At 42.0% G+C, this 23,124-nt stretch carries 17 protein-coding genes; 12 read left to right on the forward strand and 5 right to left on the reverse strand.

The annotated features are described in order from the left end of the window. Positions 1-143 precede the first annotated feature (143 nt). Entirely contained in the window at positions 144-2,111 is a 1,968-nt protein-coding gene (locus G563_RS36670; RefSeq protein ID WP_028663741.1) for a T9SS type B sorting domain-containing protein, read from the forward strand. Here the strand turns inward: G563_RS36670 and G563_RS0101550 are convergent. Beyond that, entirely contained in the window at positions 2,108-2,827 is a 720-nt protein-coding gene (locus G563_RS0101550; protein ID WP_028663742.1) for a LytR/AlgR family response regulator transcription factor, read from the reverse strand. The two genes, G563_RS36670 and G563_RS0101550, sit on opposite strands and share 4 nt — an antisense overlap. After that, the gene (locus tag G563_RS0101555; protein WP_028663743.1) at positions 2,824-3,906 is read right to left on the reverse strand and encodes a sensor histidine kinase; all 1,083 of its coding nucleotides are present in this window, start codon (positions 3,904-3,906) and stop codon (positions 2,824-2,826) included. The genes G563_RS0101550 and G563_RS0101555 overlap by 4 nt, the downstream gene beginning before the upstream one ends. Before the next feature lie 156 nt (positions 3,907-4,062). Between G563_RS0101555 and G563_RS33470 the strand changes: the two genes are divergently transcribed. The 6 genes from G563_RS33470 to G563_RS0101580 all read left to right on the forward strand — a co-directional run bounded on the left by G563_RS33470 (position 4,063) and on the right by G563_RS0101580 (position 9,225). Beyond that, a complete protein-coding gene (locus tag G563_RS33470; RefSeq protein ID WP_084650724.1) occupies positions 4,063-5,091 on the forward strand; it encodes a CotH kinase family protein in 1,029 nt (342 codons plus the stop codon). A gap of 43 nt (positions 5,092-5,134) precedes the next feature. Next, on the forward strand, positions 5,135-5,536 hold the full coding sequence (locus G563_RS36675) for a CotH kinase family protein (RefSeq protein WP_169579705.1): 402 nt from the start codon (positions 5,135-5,137) through the stop codon (positions 5,534-5,536). A 64-nt stretch (positions 5,537-5,600) separates the two neighbouring features. Then, the gene (locus G563_RS0101565) at positions 5,601-7,070 is read left to right on the forward strand and encodes a CotH kinase family protein (protein WP_028663744.1); all 1,470 of its coding nucleotides are present in this window, start codon (positions 5,601-5,603) and stop codon (positions 7,068-7,070) included. After that, positions 7,071-7,844: a polyphosphate polymerase domain-containing protein gene (locus G563_RS0101570; protein WP_028663745.1), complete on the forward strand. Its 774-nt coding sequence runs from the start codon at positions 7,071-7,073 to the stop codon at positions 7,842-7,844. A 30-nt stretch (positions 7,845-7,874) separates the two neighbouring features. Then, positions 7,875-8,537, forward strand: a complete 663-nt coding sequence (locus tag G563_RS0101575; protein ID WP_028663746.1) for a DUF4956 domain-containing protein — start codon at positions 7,875-7,877, stop codon at positions 8,535-8,537. Then, positions 8,497-9,225, forward strand: coding sequence for a DUF2490 domain-containing protein (locus tag G563_RS0101580; protein ID WP_028663747.1), 729 nt, complete (start codon positions 8,497-8,499; stop codon positions 9,223-9,225). Before G563_RS0101575 ends, G563_RS0101580 begins: the two co-directional genes overlap by 41 nt. A 41-nt stretch (positions 9,226-9,266) precedes the next feature. Here G563_RS0101580 and G563_RS0101585 read toward each other — a convergent pair whose 3' ends face one another. Beyond that, positions 9,267-10,046 carry a type III pantothenate kinase gene (locus G563_RS0101585; protein WP_028663748.1) on the reverse strand — a complete coding sequence of 260 codons (780 nt, stop codon included), beginning with the start codon at positions 10,044-10,046 and terminating at the stop codon, positions 9,267-9,269. A gap of 250 nt (positions 10,047-10,296) precedes the next feature. Between G563_RS0101585 and lacZ the strand changes: the two genes are divergently transcribed. Further along, a complete protein-coding gene (lacZ, locus tag G563_RS33475; RefSeq protein WP_037325760.1) occupies positions 10,297-13,674 on the forward strand; it encodes a beta-galactosidase, LacZ type in 3,378 nt (1,125 codons plus the stop codon). A 56-nt stretch (positions 13,675-13,730) separates the two neighbouring features. Here the strand turns inward: lacZ and G563_RS0101595 are convergent, their stop codons facing one another. Further along, complete coding sequence (locus tag G563_RS0101595) at positions 13,731-16,535, reverse strand: M16 family metallopeptidase (protein ID WP_028663749.1); 2,805 nt, start codon at positions 16,533-16,535, stop codon at positions 13,731-13,733. Between the two features lie 280 nt (positions 16,536-16,815). Here G563_RS0101595 and G563_RS0101600 point away from each other — a divergent pair, with 280 nt between their 5' ends. Continuing rightward, a complete protein-coding gene (locus G563_RS0101600; protein ID WP_028663750.1) occupies positions 16,816-17,430 on the forward strand; it encodes an IMPACT family protein in 615 nt (204 codons plus the stop codon). Between the two features lie 55 nt (positions 17,431-17,485). On the opposite strand, the gene G563_RS0101605 is transcribed toward G563_RS0101600, so the two are convergent. Continuing rightward, positions 17,486-19,741, reverse strand: a complete 2,256-nt coding sequence (locus tag G563_RS0101605; protein WP_051210691.1) for a S9 family peptidase — start codon at positions 19,739-19,741, stop codon at positions 17,486-17,488. A gap of 172 nt (positions 19,742-19,913) precedes the next feature. Between G563_RS0101605 and G563_RS0101610 the strand changes: the two genes are divergently transcribed. The 3 genes from G563_RS0101610 (at position 19,914) to G563_RS0101620 (ending at position 23,078) form a co-directional block, all read left to right on the forward strand. Next, the gene (locus tag G563_RS0101610) at positions 19,914-20,492 is read left to right on the forward strand and encodes a Crp/Fnr family transcriptional regulator (protein WP_028663752.1); all 579 of its coding nucleotides are present in this window, start codon (positions 19,914-19,916) and stop codon (positions 20,490-20,492) included. Positions 20,493-20,588: 96 nt separating this feature from the next. After that, the gene (locus G563_RS37850; protein WP_051210692.1) at positions 20,589-22,730 is read left to right on the forward strand and encodes a DAPG hydrolase family protein; all 2,142 of its coding nucleotides are present in this window, start codon (positions 20,589-20,591) and stop codon (positions 22,728-22,730) included. 12 nt (positions 22,731-22,742) lie between these two features. Next, entirely contained in the window at positions 22,743-23,078 is a 336-nt protein-coding gene (locus G563_RS0101620) for a DUF2147 domain-containing protein (protein ID WP_028663753.1), read from the forward strand. Positions 23,079-23,124 lie beyond the last annotated feature (46 nt).

Raw genomic sequence — 23,124 nt, forward strand, 5'->3', positions numbered from 1 at the left:
GTATCAGATAAGAAATAGAATGTTGAAAATCACGTTTTATGCTTACATACTTGTTAAAGCAAAACCGTACTCAGTGTGTTAGTGAAACAACTTTCAGCAAAGATACGTTCTTTGGCGGGAAGGAAAGTAGAAATCGAAAAGCTATGAGGAGATATCTTTTATTTTTGTTTTCATGTGTCTGTTTTACAGGTGTTTATGCTCAGCAAATCAACTGGTGTACAAACTCCAATGCAGCTCAGGGAGGCTTCAAGGTCAATGGCACGAATGGAACAGTCAAAGGCTGTGCTTTCCAAAACAACGGTTTTGAGGTGACGGTTGAAGGAACAGTGGCAAATGATACCTATGTTTTTGATTATAGAGGAGGGGATCCTACGTTACCTAACGGGGGACTAACGAATGTAAAAAAATTCAAATATTTTAAGCAAGGTACTTATCAGATTTTACAATTTGCTAGTAATGGTACCGGCTCCATTGCTTGCCGAACAGTGGAGGTGTATTACCCCCCTAATTTTACGGTAAGAGCTTGTAGTGGGCGCCAAGTGCAAGTCACTATTCCTGACGATAGCACAGCGCAGCGGTATGATGAGTTCAGAATTGATTGGGGAGATGGTACCACAAGCTTGGTATCAAAAAGCAGCAATATGAAATCTCTTCATGCTTATTCCTCGGCCATCAGTACTGCCAATGTTTTGGTGTCGGGACTGGTAGGAGGTGAGGTGGTAGGAGGCTGTGTCAAACCCTCCGCAGGTATAGCACTCAATACTACACCTCTTTCATCAGTGGCTATTCGTAAAGTAACAGTGCGCGACAATGGCACTGTAGCAATCTTGGTGAGAGGTACCCAAGGTGCTGCTGCCGAAGTAGAGGTAAGCGAAAACAACGGAACTTATCGTAGCTCAGGCCAACTTATGACTACCAATGATACTACTACAGTGATAGTAAGTAACATCAACGCCCTCAACAACGATTATTGCTTTAGACTCTCTGCAAAAGATGGCTGCGAAAATACTTCTACGCAACTCTCTAATGTAGTATGTGCTACCAACCTAGAAGTAACCGCCCAAAACCGACAAAATGAACTGAAATGGAAGCAATATCCTACGGATCCAAATTTTCTGGGCTACAGGATTGTCCGAAACTCATCCATAGCTCAGGTGGTTCCGAGTATTGCTACTACTACCCAAATCGACGCCAATGTAGTGTGTGGAGAGCAATATTGCTATCAATTGGTGGTTCAGCTATCGGGAGGAGTGGAGTCGGTATCATCGCTCAAATGCGTCAAAGCGATTTCTAACATCATTCCCTCTGGAGTAAGAACGCCCTCTGTTAGTGTAGATGAAAGTACCCAAAAAATACACGTAATCAGTACATCTCCTACTTCGGGCATTACAAATTCTTATAAGTTAGTTTATCTACGTTCGGATGATGGTAGTAATAATTTTAAAGAAATAGCTACCCAAAGTAACTCATTTTTGTATATCGACAACGAAGCAGACCCTGCCAAACAATCTTATTGTTATAAAATTCAATATGAAAATGCTTGCGGAAATCGCTCAGAACCTACGCCACCTCTCTGTAGTGTTTATCTCACTTCCAAAACCACCTCAACGGTGGACTGGACCTCTCAGTCTCCCTTTGAGGTTCAGGTGAATCAATACGAATTGGAGATTTTGGACGAACAAGGCATTTTGGTAGATCAGGTACCTGTAGGAGGTAATCTGAGTTATAATCCAGAGGTTTATAACCCCAATCAACAATTGTTTAGGTATCGTATCATTGCTTATCCTCAAGGAGGAGCGGGGGCTAGTTATTCCAATTTTTTTGTATTTCAGCGTGAAGCTACGGTTTTTGTACCCGATGCTTTTTCGCCAAACGATGACAATATCAACGATAAATTTGCTCCCAAAGGACAGTTTTTGGATACCTCAAAGCTAATTATATACAATCGTTGGGGACAGCCTCTTTTTGAAACCGATAACGCTTTTGACGGATGGGATGGAAAAATCAATGGTCAGCCAGCTTCGGAGGGAACTTATATTTACCGTATCGAGATCAAAGACTCTTTAGGCAAAGGATTTGTCAAAACAGGCACTCTACTTTTGGCACGTTAGTTAGGCTTGCGGTATTGCTCCTCAAATTGACTCAAAAACCGACTACCGACGGGGATTTGCGTTTGTGAAATCTGAATTTTAGATTTCTGAAATGCCGTAATCTTGTCGAGTGCTACAATAAACGATTGATGTACTCTACAAAACTGACTGACGGGGAGTTTGGCTTCTATGGCTTTCAAATTAAGTCGTGTCAAAATAGGCCTAGTCTGTTGGGTAGTGTATATTTTGACGTAGTCCTTCATTCCTTCTATGTAAAGAATCGTATCAAAAAACAATTTGATTTGCTTGTATTCCGAAAAAACAAAAAAGAAATTCTGCGCTGCTTCTGAGGGTGTTACTATATCTTTTTGACGTAGTAAAAACAATTCTTGGGCTTTTTCGCAGGCTTTTAAAAATCGTTGAAAGGGCACAGGTTTGAGTAAATAATCAATGATGTTGAGCTCATATCCTTCTAGGGCGTATTGTTGATAGGCGGTAATAAAAATCACCATTGGAGGTTTTTGAAGGTTCTTTAAAAACTGAATGCCCGTCAGAGTGGGCATTTGTATATCCAAAAAAATCAAATCAATCATTCCTTCAGAAAGTAGCTCTACCGACGAGAGTGGATTGGAAAAAGTAGCTACTAACTCCAAAAAATCTACTTGGCCAATATCGTCGGCAAGCATTTCAAGCGCAAAAGGCTCATCATCTATCGCAATACACTTAAGTCGTGTCATGGTTGTAAAACTAAATGGAGGCTGACTTTAAAAATACCGTTTTCTTGTTTGATTTGTAAATCATGGGTGCTTGGATAATGTAACGCTAAGCGTTGGCGTACATTTTGAATCCCAATGCCAGACTGTCCTTCGGGTGGTAGGTTGTTGTCAAAAATAGGATTTTCGGCCCTAAAATTGAGTTTCTTATTTTGGACGATTATCTTGAAAATAATTTGACTCCTATGACTGCTGTGTAGGCCATATTTGAAGGCATTTTCTACAAAAGGAATAAACAACAACGGCTCAATGACTAACGAGTCGATTTCTCCTTCATATATCAACAAAACCTCATCCTTGGACGTGAGCCTTATTTTTTGAAGGTCGATGTAATGTTCTAGGTGATTGATTTCTTTTATTAAGGGGACTTTTTCGGCATTTGCTTCATAAATCATGTATCGCAAAAGTTGAGATAATTTTACCACGATCTCTTCCGCTTTGTCAGACTTTTGGCGGGTAAGCCAACGTAGATTGTTGAGGGTATTGAACAAAAAATGCGGACTGATTTGAAGTTTTAAAACCGCCAACTCGGCCGCTACTTTTTCTAACTGAATCTGTTGTTTTTCTTCTTGTTCGTGGAGGCGATCCCTCACTAGAGCAAGCATCGAACTTACTAATGACACAAAAGAAAAAGACAAGAAAGTAGCGATAATACGAGGAATAGGAATAAAAAAAGAAGGTGGCGGAGGGGGAGGCACACCACGAAAGTTAGCGGGCGGTTTTGGTATAAAACCTTGTCCATTAAAGACAAAAGAACGTAGTAAGAAATCTGGGACCAAAAGACAAATAAAGAAACCTACCAAAAAAGCTATTACAAAAGGCAATGCCTTTTTGGTAGTGAGCAAGGCCGGGGTGTATCGTTGGAGATTGAGATAAAAAAATAAAATAAAGAGTCCATTCTCAAATAATTTGATGAATATCATCCTTTTGAAGTGAGGTTCTTTCGAAAATTCAGAAAATGGAAAGACTAAGAAGGGAGTACATATAAACACACTCCACCCCAATATATGCAGCAAAACATTGTATCGCTGGAGGTACTTCATTGTTTATGAATTTTTAGAGTGAGGCAATATTAGGTTAATTTTCTTAACAATTTCTTAACATTGTTCTACACATTTAGCCTCCCTCTCTACACTTAGCCAAGAGATTGCCACAGGTTGCGTTTAGTGACCGTAATCCTTCACAAACAGAGCATAAAAATGGCAATCACTAAGATTTTTATAATAGCCGGAATAGGGATGTTAGGTGGAGTAGCTACCTATGGCCACCTTACCTCGCAGGTAAAAACAACCTCGCCATCAAAACCAAACTATCAGGTGGTGTTTCCGCAAGACCGCGTTAATACCCTTGAAATAACCTTGTCAAAAAGCGCTTGGGATACAATCAATGTAGACATGAAAGCCAAATTCAAGCAGGAGTTTGGTAAAATGAGCAACCCATCTCGACTGCCTTTTGACAAAGAGCAGAGCCCAAGACCTCCTAGAGAAGGAGGGAGGCCACCGATGTTTTTTGGAAATGCAGAGCCTCAATACGTAGAAGCATCCTTGAAATTTAGGGGAAAGGTGTGGCGCAGTGTAGGTTTTAGACTCAAAGGAAATTCAACGCTTATGCGTACTTGGGGGGAAGGGATATATAAACTTCCTTTTAGGGTAGATTTTGATGAATTTAAAAAGCGGATTCCCCAAAATCAAAACCCAGATTTTTATGGTTTCAAAGAGCTGTCGTTTTCGCCGGCAGTGGGCGATAATTCCCTAATTCGCGAAAAAATTACGTCGGATATTTTTCGGCAAGCCGGGGTGCCTGCCGCTCAAACTGCTTTCTACAAAATCTATATCAATTTTGGAGAAGGACTCAAATACTGTGGCATCTATACTTTGGTAGAAGTAATAGACGACACCATGATTCAAAGTCAGTTTGGCGAATCCTCAGGCAATATTTATAAACCTGAATCTACTCTATCACGATTTAATAGGGGCCAATTTGAGAAAAAAAATCACAAGAAAGAGGCAAATTACAGTGATGTTGAGGGGTTTGTTAATATTCTGAACGACGATTCACTTCGTATAAGCAATGCCCCTGAGTGGAGGACTAAGCTTGAGAAAACGTTTGACGTGGTTCATTTTCTGAAATATTTGGCTGTGAACAACAGTATCGTCAATTGGGATTCGTATGGGGCTATGCCTCACAATTATTACCTCTATCATTCGCCTACGAAAGGGTTGGTTTGATCATAACGAGGCTATGTTGATCAGAGGCGGTAAGGGCAGCCCAATGGCTAGAACAGGCCCATTGGGAGGAAGTCCACCTGAGGGTTTTGGGTTTCCTCCCAGTGCTCCTCCCATGATGGGCAATGTATCGCTTAATATAAAAGAGGTAGGAAAACAATGGCCCTTGATTCGATATTTGGCCGATGACCCTGTCTATTTTGATCAATATATTTCGTACGTGGATGCATTTAGGAAGGGAGTTTTTTCACCAGAGAATATGGAAAAACTATTTGCCAAAAATCATGCTCTTATTGCTCCCTATATAACGGGAGAATTAAAAGAAAAGCGACCTTATTCACACCTGAAAAATACCGAAGATTTTGAGAATAGTACCGCCCAATTGAATGAGCACGTAGTGGAAAGGCAGAAAGCAATGAGCGTATTTCTCGAAAAAGTACAAAAGTAACTTGCAACGGCCTCTAAGGATTTTGCGTATAAATTAATAACTTACCTGACACCTCAGTTTAATTATGAAATCGATTCGATATGCGTGGATAATCACCGCGTTGTTGTACCTTACTATGGCGTGCAAAGATAAAACTTCGGACGTCACGCCTAGTAGTTCTAATCCAGATTGGACTACAGAATCACACAGTAATGATGTGGAACCCAACTATGAAGTGGTATTTCTACAAAACCAAGTCAATACCCTCGAAATCACGCTAACAGCGGCTGATTGGACGGCTATCAAAGCAGACATGCAGACCAAAAGCGGAACGGCTTTTGGAGCAGGTGGGGGTATGAATACGGGAGGAAACCCTGGAGGAAATCCAGGAGGGGCACCTCCTAGCGGGGGTGTACCAGGAGGCAATGGGAATGGCGCTCTTGATCTTATTTCGGGCGACCCTATTTATGTGGCCGCTACCATGAAGTTTAATGGAAAAACTTGGAATAAAGTTGGCTTTCGGCTCAAAGGTAACTCCAGTCTTTCATCTACTTGGAGAGCAGGGATTTATAAGTTGCCTTTCCGTCTCAAAATGGATGAATACGAAGACCAATATCCTGAGATAGACAATCAGCGTTTTTATGGTTTTCAGGAGTTGTCGATGTCGCCTGCTTATTCCGACAATTCGCTTATCCGCGAAAAAGTAGTAGCTGATATTTTCAGAATGGGAGGAGTGGCAGCTGCACAAACAGCTTTCTATAAAATCTATATTGATTTTGGAGAAGGGCTTAAATACTGCGGCGTATATACTACAGTGGAAGTAATTGATGATACAATGGTCGAAAAACAGTTTGGTGAAGATAAAGGGAATATCTATAAGCCCGAATCAACATTTCAGACTTTTGTGCAATCTCAGTTTGAGAAGAAAAATAATGAAACAACCCCCGACTATAGTGACGTTCAGGCTTTTGTCGCCGCCCTAAACAACACTGATAGAACCACCAACCCTGCTCAATGGCGTGCCAATTTGGAGAAGACTTTTAACGTAGATAATTATCTCAAGTATCTGGCTATTAACAATACCATCGTCAACTGGGATTCGTATGGTGCGATGGCGCACAACTATTATCTCTATAATTCACCCACAAACAAGCTCACTTGGATACCTTGGGATCATAACATGTCTATGACTTCTACTTCGACTAGCGGAGGTAATATGGCTGGGGGTATCGGTGGAAGAGCTGCTGTATCTCTATCCATGACTGAAGTGGGGGCAGGCTGGCCACTAATTCGAAATGTAGCGGCAGATGCCGTGTACTATGCTAAATACAAACAGTACGTCAGGGCATTTGCAGATAATGTTTTCACTCCTGCCAAAATGAACGAGCTTTTTGAGAAATACACCACTCTCATTACTCCTTACGTAAATGGTACTGAAAAAGAAGTAGCACCTTATACCCATCTTACCAATACTGCGGCATTTACTTCTGCATTGGCGGTGTTGAAGCAACATGTGGTGACTCGTAATCAGGATGTTAATAATTTTTTGAAATAAATGGGAGCACTTATCATTCCGCCCACTGTAGTCCAGAAGACAAGTTTGTACGAACCTATTTCATTAGCAGAAATGGACGGCGTAAAACTTATGAATCGAACCGATGCTAAATTTTTGGTTCCTTTGTCGATGTTGTCTAGTATTCTTGATGATCTAAGGCCTCATTATCGTCTCTTAGAAATTGAAGGTCAGCGTATGTGCGATTATCAAACGCTCTATTTTGATACAGAAGATATGCAGCTTTATCATGATCATCAAACGGGGAGATTTAATCGTTATAAGATTCGACAGCGGAATTATGTACAGACCAATTCAAGTTTTACAGAAGTAAAATTCAAGAACAATAAAGGTCGTACTATCAAAACGCGTATTCCTATCAAAACTGCTACTCCTGAGTTAGAGAAAGATACGGAAGCTTTTTTGCGCCGTCAGACGCCCTTTGAACCTGAACTTTTGAAAGCAGTTTTGTGGGTCGATTATACGAGGCTTACGTTGGTAAGCCGCACTACCGCCGAACGCCTTACCCTAGACCTCAACTTGTCGTTTCGCAACGACCACTCGCGCAAAACCTATGAACATCTCGTAGTAGCTGAAGTAAAGCAAGATTCGCTCAAACATTCGATGTTTATGGACTTAATGAAGCACTATCGCCTGCGCCAAGGTTCACTAAGCAAATATTGTTTGGGAGTGATTAGCCTAGATAGCACTGTGAAGAAAAATAGATTTAAAAATAAATTGAAGCATTTGCTCAAAATCAACACTTGGGCAGTCTGAACACCTGTGTTTCCTCTAAACTAATAAACGATGATTTTCCTACAAGAATTGGCAGTAGCCGATACCTTTGAATGGTTTAACAAGCTCCCCGAAAAGTTTTTTGTAAGACTTGCGGTTGATTTGCTCACGGTAACGATTTTGGTCAGACTGATTTATTATCGTATATATCGCCGAACCGACCTCTTCCTTACATTTTTTGGGTTCAATTTGGTCATTTTTTTGGTGACCTATCTACTCAATAAAGTACAAATGTCGATGGGAGCAGCTTTTGGGTTGTTTGCGGTGTTTTCGATGCTGCGCTACCGTACCGAAGGAATTTCGGCCAAAGACATGACTTACCTGTTTATTCTAATTTCGATTGGGCTTATATCGGCTATTATCAAAGGAAGCTGGGATGAATTGGGCTTGGTAAATGGAATAATTATACTGGCTATTTGGCTCTTAGAAGGCAACTTACTGATGAAGCGTGAACTAACTAAAAATATCTATTATGATAAAATTGAGTTGGTGTTGCCCGACAAAAAAGCAGAATTGCTCCGTGACCTTCAGGCTAGGACAGGGCTTGACATTCATCGTTTAGAAATTCAACACATGGATTTTTTGAAAGATTCGGCACTCATTACCATTTTTTACTACCAAACTACCGCTTCCGATGAAAAGAAACTGGAAAAGCCTGTTTTGGAAAATGCCTAATTCCAACGCTTGTTTTATTGCTAATGGCTGGCAAATATCAACTTTGGTAGTGATGCTATGGGTAGCTCCCCAACTAACCCATGCCCAAGCCACTGATATTGGGCTATGGTCGGGAATAGGGGTGGAAAAAAAAATCAATAAATCGCTTTCGGTAAGTCTCAATGCCCAGACTCGCCTGACCGACAATATCTCGATTTTGAGGGCTTACCTAGGAGAGCTTGGAGTAGGATACAAATTGGGAAAACATTGGGAGGTGTCGGGGTATTATCGATATATCGGGCGGCGCAAAAAAAATGCCGACGGCTCAGGATATGAGTATCGTTCATACAATCGATTTTATGCCGATTTGGCGTATGACCATAAGCTCTGGAAGTTGAAATTTGACTATCGATTGCGTTATCAAAATCAGTTTCAAGACGATGACCAAGCTGCCGAAAACAATAGCAGCTATGTGAGAAACAAGTTTGAATTGTCGTATCCTAACAAAACACGCTTTACCCCTTATATCTCGACTGACTTATTTTATGAAATTGGTGGTAGTTTTGACCAAATGCGAAATAAAGCAGGAGTGGAGATGAAGATTAACAAACATCATAAGCTCGAGCTTTCTGGTTTTACCGATTATCGGTTGATAGGAAAGCAAGAAAACCGCTTTTTGATAGGTCTTTCTTATAAAATTAAACTATAGATGTTAGTGTTGTTGGTAAGAATGCGTTGGCTAACGCATTCTTATTTTTTTGCTTCACTTTGAATTTTTTGACCTATAATACGTAAGCCATCCAAGGTCAGATTTCGGTTTATTTCCACAAACTCTCCGTGTAAAGTGTCGATAATAGATGACAACCCACCCGTAGCCAAGGCGATACAGTCACCGTCAAGTTCGCGGCGTATACGTGTAATCATCCCCCTCACTAAGCTTTCATAACCAAGCAAAATCCCAGCTTGAATGGCATGAGTCGTATTTTTGCCAATGGCAGATTCGGGTAGTTTCAAGGGCACTTCGGGCAGTTGGGCGGTATTTGAAAACAAAGCTTTTACGGCGGTTTTAAGGCCTGGAGCGATAGCTACTCCCAAGATTTTTCCCTGTCCTGATACCGTAGTGAATGTAAGAGCCGTGCCAAAATCCACCACTACAGCATTGCGGTTGTATTTTGTAAAAGCCGCCACTGCGTTGGCAACGAGGTCGCTCCCAATTTCGTGAGGATGTTCAATTTCTACTTTCAAGTCAGGATATACTTCTGGGCCTACTACTATGGGCGCTTTTCCAAATAAGTGCGTAAGCATATTTTTAATAGTAGCGGTAAGGGGAGGAACCACACTACTCAAAACCGTCGTAGTAACTTTATCAAGCGCTAGATTGGCTTCCAAAAAATGCAGCCGTAGATTGGTTTCATAATGAAAAGAGGGTTCTTCAGTAAGCGAGCGTGTTCTGAAGATATGAGTCCATTTATTGTTTTGCCAAATTCCAAAAACGGTATCCGTGTTGCCAACGTCGACGGCTAAAAGCATGATAAGGGCGAAGTTTTAATGAAAAAATAGAACAAGATTTAGGGGTTAAATAAGTGCCAGTAATGCCTTCTATTACAGGTTATTATAGGTGGTTTTTGTTGTGTTTAGTATGCTTTGTATTGTAAATGGTATATAAATACCTATCCAATAATCTATTTGCTTTTTTCGTTTTCTTTCTATTGGTTATGCCAAAAGTGCTTTTATTTTGTAAGATTGTGTTGCGTTTCTTGAATTTAACCCGCTATGAATTATGCGCAAGTTAAGCGTTTTTTTATCCCTCTTCCTAACCTATGTTGGATTTGCACAAGATTTACCCGATTGGGAAAACCCCGCCGTTATTAGTCGAAACACCGAGCGGCCTCATACTACTTTCATTCCCTACGCCGATGAAGTATCCGCGTTAAAATTTGACAAAACAAGTTCTCCTTATTTCAAATTATTGAACGGAACCTGGAAATTCAAATGGGTATCTCACCCGTCTAAAGTGCCTGGCGATTTTTTTCAATTAAATGTAAATACTTCCACTTGGGATGATTTGCCCGTTCCTTCTAATTGGCAGGTGGTGGGAGCCAAAGAAGGTCGACCTTACGACCGCCCCATTTTTACTAATATCAAGCATCCTTTTCCGGCAAATCCACCGCGTATTGTGGCAGATACCAATGCGGTAGGTCTGTATCGAACCTCCTTTAGCTTGCCTTCCAACTGGCAAGGGCGCGATGTTTTTTTACATTTTGCGGGAGTGCAGTCGGCGTTTTATGTATGGGTCAATGGCCTTCAGGTGGGGTATCATGAGGACGGGATGACTCCGGCTGAATTTAATATCACAAAAAACCTACGGCCCGGAGACAATCAAATCGCGGTTCAAGTAATCAACTGGTCGGACGGGAGTTATCTCGAAGATCAAGACTTTTGGCGACTTTCGGGGATTTTTCGGGATGTATATTTATATACTGTTCCTACGATTCATATCAGGGATTATTATGTAGTAACAGACCTAGACGAAAATTACCAGAACGCGACTCTTAAGGTATCTGCTTTTGTTAAAAATTTCTCCTCTCAAGTCCAAGACAAATATCAAGTCAAATTTAAGTTGTACGATCCCGACGGGAGAATTGTCCAGACAGAATGGATTAAAAACATCCCGATGATGGATCCCAAAGATGAATCCTACTTGAATCTGACGGCCACTATTCCGACCCCCGCCCGCTGGACTGCCGAAACGCCAAATCTGTATAAACTTACGATGCAAGTAGTAGACGGAGAAGGTCGAATCGTAGAAGTTCTGAGCAATAGAGTAGGTTTTAGAGAAGTCAATATCAAAGAAGGAAAATTGTTGGTAAATGGAAAACCTGTATTGTTGAAAGGGGTAAATCGTCATGAATTTGAACCCAATACAGGCCGTACGATAAGCCGAGAGTCAATGATAAAGGATATTGTATTGATGAAACAGCACAATATCAATGCGGTAAGGAGTTCACATTACCCTAACGACCCACTCTGGTATGACCTCTGTGATGAATACGGTCTGTATGTCATTGATGAAGCCAATATTGAAAGCCATGATTTGTGGCAAAACAAAGGAATCATATTGGCCAACAATGCTGATTGGAAAGATGCTTTTGTAGCTCGTGGAAAAGTGATGGTAGAGCGCGACAAAAATCATCCGTCTATCATCATTTGGTCGTTGGGTAATGAATCGGGTATGGGACGAAACTTCCAAGATATGGCCCAAATCATCCGGCTCATTGACCCTACTCGACCTATCCATTATGAAGGGCGAGCCAACTACCCCAAATCTTTTGAAGATCCAGAGCAGCCCGTTACAAATTTTGACATCAACGGGACGATGTACCCATCAGTGCAAGTAATGGAAGCAATGGTAAAAAAAGACCCTAATCGGCCCTATATTATTTGTGAGTATGCGCATTCAATGGGAAATAGTGTCGGAAATTTGAGGGATTATTGGGAGGCCATCGAAAGAAATCCCCATATGCAAGGTGGTTTCATTTGGGATTGGGTGGATCAAGGGTTGTTTTTAAAAGATAAAAATGGCCGCTCTTATATAAGTCATATCAACCATATCGACGGCGCCAATGCTGGAGATGGACTTGTCAATCCAGACAGAGTACCTCAGCCCGAAATCAATGAAGTGAAGCATGTGTATCAGTATGTAAAGTTTACACCTAATGATACGATTGCCCCTTCCAATACAATTGTGACGCTACAAAACAAATACGATTTTTTGAGCCTGAGTCCTTTTAAGTTAGTATGGGAGCTTTTAGAAAATGGCAAGTCTATTCAAAAAGGACAAATCAATGATTTGAATGCATCGGCAGGAAATAGTCAAAAGCTATCAATACCCTTTGTAATACCAAGTACGGGTAATGGTGCCGAATATTTCCTTACTTTAAGTCTACAACTCAAAGCCAACACCGCTTGGGCGTCGGCAGGGTATGAAGTAGCTTCTGAGCAGTTGTTTGTAAAAGCTCCGATTTCGCCAAAAACTACCGTGACCTGGCCCTCTAATGCTACCGTAAAAGTTGGGTTGGTGCGAGGTGGAGGGATTCAGCTCACCAATCCCCATTTTAAAATGATTTTTGACCGTAAAGTAGTGGGAATTAGCTCTTGGATTTATAAAAACAGAGAATTGATAGTCACTCCTTTACAACCAAATTTTTGGCGAGTACCTACCGATAATGATGAAGGAGGTGGTAAAGAATCTTTTGCAGAACGCTGGCGTACGGCTGGCCTTGATAGCCTCCGACGGCTAGGCGGGGATATTAGAGTAGAGCAGATTAGTCCGTCTGTGGCACGGGTACATACCCAAAGCACATGGGTCGGCAAAGGTGGTACCAATTTTGTAGTTAGAACTGTTTATACGGTTTTTGGTTCGGGAGATGTAAATGTTAATAATTCAATCACTGTAAATGGCACTAACGTGCCTCCGCTACCCAAAGTAGGGATGCAGTTGCAGATACCTGCTTCTTTTAGAAACTTGACTTGGTATGGACGTGGACCTTTTGAGAGCTATTGGGATCGGAAGTCTGCGGCCAAAATTGGAGAATACAGCGGTACAGTGGCTGAGCAGTATTTTCCATATATCATGGCGCAAGAAAATGGCAATAAAGCAGATGTTCGTTGGGCTGCATTGACCGACTCATTAGGTTTTGGAATGATGGTAATGGGTGCTCCTACCCTCAACTTTAGTGTGCGGGATTATACAGAAGAAGATTTGCTAAAAGCCAAAACGACTCAACAATTGTCGAAAGGTCTAACTACAACCTTAAATCTAGATTACCAATTGATGGGGCTAGGAGGTGATGATAGCTGGACGCCGCGCACTCATCCAGAATACCTTTTGACCGACAAAGAATATAGCTATGAGTTTAGGTTACGTCCCTTTGAGCCTAGTGTTTCCATTGCATCTATTACCCAAAGTTCTTTGCCCGAAATTACGGCTCAGTCTAAGGCTGTCTCGCAATTAGGCGCTCCTGCTGACATTGTAAAAGACGGTACAACTACGCATGATGAACAAGAGGCCGCTATCCAGAAAGCAGAGGCTCGTAAATACATCAAAAAGAAACCTGTTAGACGAAAACCCGCACCAAAAAAGAAGCGGAGAAGATAAAACAAAAAAAGTCAGGTGGTTTTCCTGACTTTTTTTGTTTTTAAAAGAAACTCAATCTACTTTTTCTCAGGAAGCAACACCACTTTGATAAAGTTGTCAGTACTGAGATATTTGTTGGCCGCTGCTTTGGTACTTGCTACCGTGATTTTATCCAATTGTTTTTCCCAATCCAAAAGATGTTTGGGGTCTTCGCCTTTGGTGTAGGCATCAATGAGTTGGTTTTGCCAAAACCCATTTTCTTTCATTTGGACTTCAGTAGCACGGCGAGTTTCGGCTTTGAACTTATCGATGTCGGCTTGGGTAGCTCCGTTTTTCTTGATTTCGTCAATCACTGCCAATGTTTTGACGCCAAGCTCTTCGACGCGGTCAGGGCCGGTTCCGTAGCCAATACGCAAACTGTAGCGAGGTGCAGGGATTTTGCTGTAACTAGCACGAGCGCCAATACCATAGACCCCACTTTCTTTTTCGCGGATTACCTCAATTAGCTTGATGTTCAAAATTTCCTCAAGTGCATCAAGCTGCCAGTTGTTGTCGTCGTTGTAGTCATAGTCGCCGCTAAATACAAAAGTCGCTTGGCTTTTTTGCTCAATACCTTTGTAAACTTTCTTGTCAATTTTGCCTTTAGGAGCGCGGATTCCCAAATCACGGAACGACTCTTTCTGGTTTTGGGTAGGCAATGCACCCAAGTATTTTTCAAGCAAAGGCTTGAGTTGCTCTACTTTAAACGAACCTGTAAAGAAGAAAGTAAAATCAGCAGGGTTGGCAAAACGCTCTTTATAAATCGCATAAGCGCGGTCGGCGTTGACCATATCCCAGCGTTCTACGCTGATAGGCAAGCGGCGGAAGTTGTAGTTGCCTAGTACCGTATTGAGGCTATCTTGGAATACCATTTCGGGAGAAGGCGAGGCCTTCATGTTTTGAATCGCCGAGCGTTGAGTATTCAAAAATCCTTTGATAACATCATCGTCTTTGCGAGGTTTGGTAAAATACGCATAAATAAGCTGAAGCGCAGTTTCCACATCTTTGGGACTTGTATTTCCTGAAAAACCCTCTTCAATTTCACCCACGAAAGGACTCACGTTGACTACTTTGCCTGAGAGGTATTTTTTTAGCGCATTTTGACTAAATTCGCCTACGCCACTTTCTTCTACTACCGCGTCAGAAAGCCCCGCACTCATAAAATCTTTTTCGTCATAAAGCGAAGTTCCACCTTGGCTACGTGCGCCGATGAGAATTTCGTCGTTTTTGAAGTCAGTAGGTTTCAATACTACTTTTACCCCGTTGCTAAGGGTAAGCTCTGTAACACCGACTTCGGGGATTTCTTTGGTAGAGACTGTGCGGCCAGCAGCGGGTAGATTTTCGACCAAAGGTTTGTTTACTACCTTATCTACATAGGCAGTTACGCCTTTTCCTGCGGTGTTAATCCATTCCAACACAGTGGCTTCGTTAGGTAATTTGGCTTTGTCTTTTTCTGACGACATCACAATCACCGTGCGGTTGTCGTTGGTTAAGTATTTGTTGGCTAGGGTATTGACTTCGTTTAGTTTGATACCTCCTAGTTGTTCTTTTACAAACTCATACTGGAATTCAATACCGGGCGTTGGATTTTCTTCCAAGAAATGAGACATGTATTCGTTGACATAATTGGCCGAGCGCGTTTTATCTTTTTCTTTAAAACGTTTTTCGACACTTGTCATCAATTGAGCCTTTGCCCGCTCAAGTTCGGTCTCTGTAAACCCAAAGTTTTTGGCACGTACGCCTTCATCTAATACTGCTTTTACGGCGCGTTCGAGATTGCCGTCTTTGGCTACTGCGATATTGAAGAAAGAATCATAATCGCCTAAGAAGCCACTATAACTCGCATTTCCAAACAAAAACGGAGGGTCTGCTTGCTGGGTAAGCTCTTGCAAGCGAGCTTGAAGCATTTGATTAAACAAGTTGCGTTTGAGCGATTCGCGTGAATCATTCAAGGTTTTTTCCTCTGCTTTAGGGAGTTTGGTGATGATTTGAGCCATCATATAAGGAAACTCTGGGTCGGTGACGATAGCCACACGCGAACCTTTGAAATCTGCAATCGGGAACTTGCCAAAAGGTTTGGGCTTCACTGCTTTGGGGATAGACCCAAAACGCTGCTTAATGGTTTTTTCTACTTGGTCAATATCAAAGTCCCCTACCGCAACAATAGCTTGCAAATCAGGGCGATACCATGTTTTGTAGAAATTGCGAATTGTCTCGTGGCTAAAGTTCTTTAGGATATCTTCCGTCCCGATGATGTTGCGTTTTCCATATTTAGAATCTCCCACTAGGATAGGAAGCCACTTGTCTCTCATGCGTTGTTGGGCGCCTTTGCCACCGCGAAGCTCTTCTAAGATGACACCTCTTTCTTTGTCGATTTCTTCGCCATCCATGCTTAGATTATGAGCCCAGTCTTCTAATACCACAAAAGCCTTGTTAAAAATATCGGCTGAGTCAGTAGGGACTGGAAGCTGATACACCGTTTGGTCTTGTCCTGTAAATGCATTGAGATCATCCCCAAATTTGATCCCGGCTCTTTGCAGGAAGCTTACCAACTCGTTTTTAGGGAAGTTTTTGGTGCCATTGAAGGCCATGTGCTCTGTGAAGTGAGCCAGTCCATTCTCTTTGTCTTCTTCTTGAATCGCTCCTACTTTATTGACTAAATACAACTCGGCCCTTTTCTTGGGTTCTTCGTTTTTACGAATATAATAAGTCATGCCGTTAGGCAATTTTCCGTACCTCACCTTAGAATCAAAAGGGATAGGCTTTTTTAAGTCTGTTTGAGCAAAGGCTGCATTTACCCAAACGAGTACTACCGCAAAAAGCAGTAATTTAGGTTGTTTCATGGGTCAAATAATTTAAGATGAAAAATAGGATTGAAAGGTAAAATAAGTTCTTTGGCTAAAACTTTACAATTACTAATGGATAAGTGGTTGTAATTAAGTTTGTGGTCAAATTGATAATTTTGTCCGGATTTAAAAAACGAAATACTTAGTTTTTTTGTCAATAAACCATCTTGACAATCGAAATAGGATATTTAGATTGATAAATTTAAAGAATTGACAATGTTGGGATATTTTAAAAACAATAAATTGTAAGGCATATTATTTAACTATTTTCTAGGGCATGTTGTTTGACGATACCTATAAAACTATAGTCACTCCAGTAGAAGGTTTTTTTCGTGACAGAGGGAGCAAATTTTTAGCATTTGCGTATCCTATTCGTCAGGAAGAAGATACCAAACCTTATTTGATAGCCTTGCGTGAACTTCACCCCAAAGCCGTTCATCACTGTTATGCTTATCGGCTTGGACTTGATAGAAGCCACTTTCGAGCCAATGACGACGGTGAGCCTTCGGGCACGGCAGGCAAGCCTATTCTCAATACACTCTATGCCCACGATATTACCAACGTTTTGGTAGTGGTGGTCAGGTATTTTGGTGGTACGCTATTGGGAGTACCGGGGCTTATCAATGCCTATAAAACCGCCACAGAGGAGGTTCTCAAAGAAGCGGAAATCGTAACAAAGCATGTCAAAGATGTATATCGTTTGGTGTATCCTTATGAGCAAATGAACGAGGTGATGAAAGTAATCAAGAGTTTTGAACTGATTCCCAAAAATCAGCACTTTGACAATGAATGTAGTCTTGAACTAGAGATTCGTAAAAGCTTACTTAATCAAGTATTAGGTAAATTAGAAAAGATTGAATATTTGGATTTATCCTATGAAGGGACTATTTAAAGAGAAATAAAGTTACCCTTCCTACAGTTTTAAATCGTAGGAAGGGTTTCACTTTTTATAAGTTTTTGAGAACCCAGTCGGTCATCATTTGGTAGCGGTGCATGAGCGTATTGCCGCCACTGATACCGTGGTTGCGATTGGGATAGTAAAACGAATCAAATTGTTTGCCTGCTTTGATGAGCGCATTGACAAAATCCACCGAATTTTGGAAGTGTACATTATCGTCGCCTGTACCGTGGATAAGTAAAAACTTGCCTTTGAGTTTGTTGACATGCTGAATAGGCGAGTTGTCATCATAGCCTGCTGCATTGTCTTGGGGGCGTTTGAGGTAGCGTTCGGTATAAATGGTGTCATAGTATCGCCAAGTAGTCACGGGTGCTCCCGCAATTCCTGCTTTGAAGTAATTGGCCCCGATAGTCATACAGAGAGAGGTCATATAGCCCCCGTAGCTATGTCCATGAATACCGATTCGGGAGGCATCCACATAAGAGAGAGTGGCTAAGTATTTTGCTCCTTCGATTTGGTCTTCGGTTTCGAGTTTGCCAAGTTGGGCGTAAGTAGCGGTTCGGAAGGCATTGCCACGCGCACCCGTGCCGCGTCCATCTACCGACACGATGATGTAGCCTTTGGTAGCTAGAAGTTTAAACCAAGCCGTGAGCGCATTGGTCCAAGTATTGTTTACGGTCTGAGAGCCAGGCCCTCCATACACAAACATCAAGACAGGGTATTTTTTGCTGCCGTCAAAATCAGTGGGTTTGATCATCCAGCCGTTAAGACTTGTACCTAGCGAGGTGGTAAATTTAAAAAATTCTTGTTGAGGCAGATTGTAAGCCGCAAGGCGCTCGCGCAAGGCTTGGTTGGTTTCTAAGGTTCTGACTATTTTGTGAGTAGGAGCTTCGTGTAAGCTGACCGTCAGAGGCTGTTGTGAAGATTGATGATAGAGCAAATAGTAACTAAAGTCAGGGCTCATATTGATGGTATTAGAGCCAGTTTGAGTACTAAGTTTGACAGGCTGTGGCGGGGTGATTGGGGATGCTTTTTTTGATTTTTTGGCAACCGGTATCGCCAAATTCAAGCTATACAAATGCCGCTCCATGGGCGACTCCATTGAAGAAGTAAAATACAACACTTGTTTTTTTTCATCAATCCCCAGCAAATCGGTTACTTCCCAATCGCCCGAGGTAAGTTGCTTGAGCAATTTGCCCGTCATGTCGTATTGGTATAAATGCTTATAGCCGCTTTTTTCAGACGATTGTATGAAAGATTTGCCGTCGGCTAAGTAAGTGAGGTCGTCGGTAAACTCCAAATCCACATAAGTCTTGCTTTCTTCACTCCATACGGTTTGGGTTTGGCCATTGGTAGCGTCGGCGTGCAAAATATCCAGACGATTTTGGAGACGATTCATGCGTTTGATGGAAAGCAAATTGGGGTTTTGCGTCCACTTGATACGTGGGATGTATTGGTCAGTTTCGGTACCTACGTCTATTTTGGTTTTTTGAGCGGTGGCTAAGTCATGAATCCAAATCTGCACGATAGAGTTAGGCTCGCCCGCTTTAGGGTATTTATAACGATAATCTTTGGGGTACAAATCACCCCAGATTTGCATGTTGTATTCAGGCACACGGCTTTCGTCGAAGCGATAAAAAGCAATTTTTTTGCCGTCGGGAGACCATTCAAAAGCTTTGACAAAGCTAAACTCCTCTTCATATACCCAATCGCACGCGCCGTTGATGATTTCGTTGCGTTTGCCATCGGTAGTGATGGATTGTTCGGTCATAGTGGCGAGGTCGGTCACGAAAAGATTATTGTCGCGCACAAAAACCACTTTGCTGCCATCAGGCGAAAGCGTTGCCAGCATTTGTTTTCCGTTTTTGGAAAGCTGCGTGAGTTTTTTGGAAGCTAAATCATAAATATAAAAATCTGCTTTGAAAGAGCGGCGGTAGATTCGCTCTATATTGGTGGCAAGAAGGAGTTTGCGCTCGTCGCCGCTAAGTTCGTATGCTTCAAATTGGATGGTTTGATTGCTGCCTTCTACGCGGGCGGTGCTTTGGTCAAACAGCGTTTCGACGGCTTCGCCCGTCGCAATGCTGTATTTGATGATTTTACCACTTTGCTGAGTGGTATAAAATCCGCCAGCTTTCATCCAATTGACCCCCGACACGGTACGTGGTGTGAAGATGGAGCCTTGCGGGCCAAAGATGTCGGTGAGAGAGAGCGTTTTTTGTTGGGCGGCTAAGTGGCCTGCTACCAAACAAACAAAAAGACCGACCGCATATACGTGTTTCGAGAAAGAGATAGTGGTTTTTGTCATGTATATTGATGAATAGATGAAGGAGAAAACACAAAGATAGGCAAAACTTGTACAACCCTTAAATCCCCCAGATTGCGGGATTATAATGATTAGGTGGGTTTGTGATACTTTTATAGGGAAAAAACGTCAGAAGTAAGAATTAGTAGTTTTAGGGCCATTTAAATATACCATCATGTTGCCTCAGCTCCTGTTACAAGAACTTCTCAAGGCCAATGTTTCGTCAGATTCTGTGAGGAAGTTGTTAGAAATTATCAAATTTCAAGAAGTAAAAAACCAGCAGTTGTTAGTAATACCGGGCGAAATATGCGACAAGATTTTTTTTGTATTAGAGGGTGGGTTTGTATGCCGATATGTAGATGAAGCAAACGAAGTAGAAAAAACAATAAACTTTTACTTAGACAACTTACATCCTTTTATGAGTTGTGTCGATAGTTTTTTTTCCGAATTGCCTACGCGCTGCGAACTAAGGGCCATCAGTGGGGCTAAAGTGTTGGTGTTATCCAAAAAAGACTTACAACTATTGATGTCTGAAGATATGGCTCTTTTTAGGTTTTATCATTCTATGGTTACTAAGGCATTGCAAGAGGAAAATGACCTAAAACTCAAACTGATAGCTTATACTTCTGAGCAACTTTACCAATATCTCATTAGTCAACTTCCGGTCGTTATTCAGCGGGTTCCGTCGCGATTTATTGCCGAGTTTATGGGTATCTCTCCCGAGTGGCTCAGCAAGCTCAAGCACCGCAAGTAAAGGATGTATTTCTTGAATTAATTCAAGGGTAGTTTTACAAGTCCGGCTGTAGTTTTGTGGCAAGATTTTGGAAATAATACCTAAAAAATTTAAGAAATGGGAAAAGAATATATTGGCTATCAGGCGCCTGACTATACCGAAGTACATGCCAAATACTTCCATGAAGAGATTCAAACTCTCGCTGCATCCGTACAAAATGCGCTCTCTATTTCTCCTGTTGCACCTCATAGTTTACCTACATTTTCGGAGGCTTGCTATCTTGAAGAGGAAGGTTATACCGAATTTGAGAATGCCTATACCCAATATCCCGACGGTAGTATTCACGTAGCGGTGCATACCTCTATGCCGGGTGTAAGCCCTGCTATGTGGGATTGGTGGTTTGGGTGGCATGGTTCGCAAGATAATCGATACAAACTATGGCACCCCCAAGCCCATGTGAGTGCGCATTGGGAAGACAATCAACCCAATATAGCGTATATAGGACGCAATTCGATTATTAAAGAATACATCGGCGAAGAGCTGCTTGAGGCGGCTATTCAATTCAAATCTCCGATTGATTTTGGCTTTTCATTTGATGCCATCAATCATCCTGAGAAGGCGGTTTATATCTGTGCTAGGCTGGGTCATGCTTCTTTGCCGGTTGATTATGGATATCTGGTACATCAAGTGCGCGCGGTAGAAGGAGGCTGTGAGATGCGGTCACGTTTTTGGGTAGGAGGAGCCTATGTGAGCATTCGTCGGCAAGGTTTTTTGGCGGATTTGGCAACTGAGTTTATTCGCAAGTTACGTAGTTTACCCAAAAATTTTGCGCCTGATTTATTGAGACATTGTTCGGAAGAAATGAATCATCTCGCGGCTTTCCTTCCCCAACTTTATAAGGAATTTGGTGTTGAAAGTCCTAGTTTACAGCTATCAGGAACGTTTACTCGGTCAACAGACCCGACCTTTGATAGGCTAGTATTAGGAACATTGTTTAACAAAACAGCCCCCAAACGGCGTCCTGATGCGGTAGTGGAACCTAAGACCATCGAAGATATTATCGCGACCCTTAAATATGCCAAAGCTATTGGTAAAAAAATCACGGTATGTTCGGGAGGACATAGTTTTAGCGCCAACCACTTGCGCGACAATAGCATTTTAATTTTGATGAAAAACTTCAATCACTATGAAATCAACCCTGATGCTATGACGGCCAAAGCAGGGCCAGGAGTAGGAGGGAGTGTGTTGATGCTAGAGTTGTACAAACACAACTTGTTTTTTCCGGCGGGTCATTGCAAGGGAGTTTGCATAGGAGGATATTTATTGCAGGGAGGCTACGGTTGGAATGGACGAAAATTGGGGATTGCGTGTCAAAGTGTGATTGGCATTGATGTCATTACGGCCGAAGGTGAATTGGTACACGCCAATGCTACTCAGCACTCTGATTTGTTTTGGGCAGCACGCGGGGCGGGACCCGGTTTTTTTGGGGTGGTGATTTGTTTCCATCTCAAATTGTATCCCTTACCTCGTTATCGAGCCATTATTGCCCACGATTTTCACCTCAAACACCTAGAAGATGTGTATCGTTGGGCCTATGATGTAGGCCCTAGCATTCCAAAAGCAGTAGAGTTTCAGATGATTATGAGTCGCAATATGCTCCATATCTTAGGCCCAGGCATTGAAGCGTTGGCGCCTATTTTTGCCGATACCAAAGATGAGTTTGAAGAAGCGATGGCTTTCATGAAAAATAGCCCTATCAAACACAAGGCTATTATCGCTACCCCCGCCTTTGATCCGGGCATAGATGCGTTGTACAAGACGGCTATGACTCATTATCCTGAGGATAGACATTGGGGCGTAGACAATATGTGGACTCATGCCTCTATCGAAGACCTACTGCCATTTATCAGACAAATCGCTGATTCGCTACCTCCTGCGCCATCTCATTTTTTGTGGCTCAATTGGCACCCTGGTAGCTTGGCTACTGACATGGCTTATTCCAATGAAGATAAGGTGTATTTGGCACTTTATGCCAATTGGATCAATGCCGAAGATTCGCCTCTTTATGGCGATTGGGCGGCCAATATGATGCGCCGTATGGCACACTTATCTACCGGAATTCAGCTTGCTGATGAAGGACTTCACAAACGTACAGCGCTTTTTTTATCAGAAAACCACTTGAAAAAAGTACAAGAAATCAGAGCAAAACGCGACCCTGATGGACTTTTTTATGAATGGCATAGTTATCCTAAAATCTAAACAAATCAAAACATGAAAGTAATGGTAATCTTAGGACTCTGGCTATGTTTAAAAAGCGGGATGATGATATATCCTCCGCACGATAATCTAGCCGGAACCTATAAAACCGAAGAAGAAGGGGTGACTATTGTAGTGACCAAAACAGCTACGGGCTTTATAGGAGTGGACCCCCAAAAAAGAATAGTCTTGAAGGATGTGAAATTTTTGGAAGGAGCTTGGAGAGGTACTGTCTACAATCCACAGAAAGATATAACGGCTCGCTGCGAAGTATATGTGGAAGGCAATAAACTGAAAATAGTAGCTTACAAAGGGCTTTTATCCAAAACAGTTTATTGGATAAAAATATAAACGAGAGGTTTTGCGATAGGTGGCGACCTAAAGAAGGCGAAGTAAA

The sequence above is a fragment of the Runella zeae DSM 19591 genome, from assembly GCF_000423565.1.
Classification (GTDB): domain Bacteria; phylum Bacteroidota; class Bacteroidia; order Cytophagales; family Spirosomataceae; genus Runella; species Runella zeae.